2 protein-coding genes are annotated in these 1,688 nt (G+C 77.0%); one reads left to right on the top strand and one right to left on the bottom strand.

Going from position 1 to position 1,688, the window contains the following annotated elements:
• Positions 1–98: 98 nt before the first annotated feature.
• A complete protein-coding gene (locus ACSNOK_RS32900) occupies positions 99–476 on the top strand; it encodes a nuclear transport factor 2 family protein (RefSeq protein ID WP_436784449.1) in 378 nt (125 codons plus the stop codon).
• A gap of 23 nt (positions 477–499) precedes the next feature.
• Here ACSNOK_RS32900 and ACSNOK_RS32895 read toward each other — a convergent pair.
• Positions 500–1,688 (bottom strand): tetratricopeptide repeat protein (locus ACSNOK_RS32895; protein ID WP_436784448.1); only part of this gene is annotated, 1,189 nt, incomplete at its 5' end.

The raw sequence follows: 1,688 nt of genomic DNA, 5'->3' as shown, positions 1-1,688 counted from the left end.
CCCCCGCCACCCCCGGCACCGAGGCCCCCGGCTCCGGCGGCATCGCCGCCGACGGCACCGCCGCGACCCGGGCCGTCGTCGGCGAACTGCTGCGGCGGATGGCGGAGGGTGATCCGGAACGCATCGCGGAGCTCTACGCGGAGGGGGCGGACTGGACGTTCGACTGGCCGGTGGAGGAGCTCGGCCGGGCGGAGACGCCGTGGATCCGGGAGCGGTCGAGCCGGGCGGACGCGGCGGCGCACTACCGGGAGATCGCGGCACATCACGTGCCGGAGGAGACGGACACGCGGATCGAGCGGGTGCTCGTCGACGGGACGGACGCGGTCGTCACCGGCGAGCTGCGGCTGACGGCACGGCCGACGGGACGGCCCTACCGGGCGCGGTTCGCGCTGCATCTGACGGTGGAGGGCGGGCTGGTGACGCGGCATCACGTGTACGAGGACAGCCTGGCCGTCGCCCGGGCGTTCACGGCCTGAGGCCGAACCGTCCCCGCGGCCGGTCAGCCCGCGCCCCGGCGGCGGGCGGCGCGGGTCTGCTGCAGGGCGGCGACCTGACGGTAGAGCTCGGCGGCCTCCGCCGTGCGGCCGAGCTGCTGCAGGCAGCGGGCCTCGTCGTTGCGGCTGGCGAGCGCGTCGGGGTGGTCCGCGCCCAGGACGCGCTGACGGGCCTGGGCGACGTCGCGGTAGACGGCCAGGGCGTCCGTCCAGCGGCCGAGCCAGCCGAGGCCGACCGCCACCTCGCGGCGGCTGACGAGGGTGTCGGGGTGGTCGGCGCCGAGTACCCGGGCGCGGATGGCGCAGACGTCGCGAGCCTCGGCGAGGGCCTCCTCCCAGCGGCCGAGGCGGCCGAGGTTGACGCCCATGCCGTGCCGGGCCCGGAGGGTGTCCGGATGGACGGGGCCCTGCACACGGGCGCGGTCCTCGATCAGGGCGCGGTACAGCTCCAGCGCCTCGGTGCTGCGGCCGAGGCGGCCGAGACAGATGCCGGCCTCGTACCGGGCGGCCAGGGTGTCCGGGTGGTCCGGGCCGAGCACCCGGGCGCGGGCCGCCGCCACCTCGCGGTACGTGTGCAGGGCCTCGCTCCAGCGGTCCAACTGACCGAGTGTGTAGGCCACTTCGTAGCGGGTGACGAGGGTGTCGGGGTGGTCCGCGCCGAGCACCCGGGCCCGTGCGGCGGCCACGTCGTACGCCAGCCGGTACGCCTCCTCCAACAGGCCCAGTCTGCCCAGGCTGTAGGCGAGGTTGTGGCCGCAGCGGAGGGTGTCGGGGTGGTCGGGGCCCATGATGCGCTCGCGGGCCGCCAGGACGTCCGCGTACACCTCCCGGGCCTCGAAGTGGCGGCCGAGCCGGCCGAGGACGTACGCCGTCTCCTGGCGGGCCGCGAGGGTGTCGGGGTGGTCGGGGCCGAGCGTGCGGGAACGGGCGGACGCGGTGCGGGCGAACTCGCGGAGCGCCTCCTCGGGGCGGCCGAGGCGGCTGAGCGAGAAGGCGACCTCGTAACGACTGGCGAGGGTGTCGGGGTGATCGGGGCCGAGCAGCCGCTCCCGTTCGGCGAGCACGGCGCGGTGCGTCTCGTCGGCCTCCGCCCAGCGTCCGGCGCGGCCGAGGCGGAGCCCGCCGGAGTGCCGGGCGGCCAGTTCGTCCAGCACGTCCGGCGTGGCCGGCATGTCCGGGGGGACGGGGGTGGGG

Source organism: Streptomyces sp. URMC 126, from assembly GCF_051386555.1.
Taxonomy (GTDB): Bacteria; Actinomycetota; Actinomycetes; order Streptomycetales; family Streptomycetaceae; genus Streptomyces.
This window is presented reverse-complemented; position numbering and strand designations above follow the sequence as displayed.

What these genes read in the sequence shown, in the direction of transcription:
- ACSNOK_RS32900 (WP_436784449.1), top strand. Translation starts at nt 99, where the DNA reads ATGGCGGAGGGTGATCCGGAACGCATCGCGGAGCTCTACGCGGAGGGG.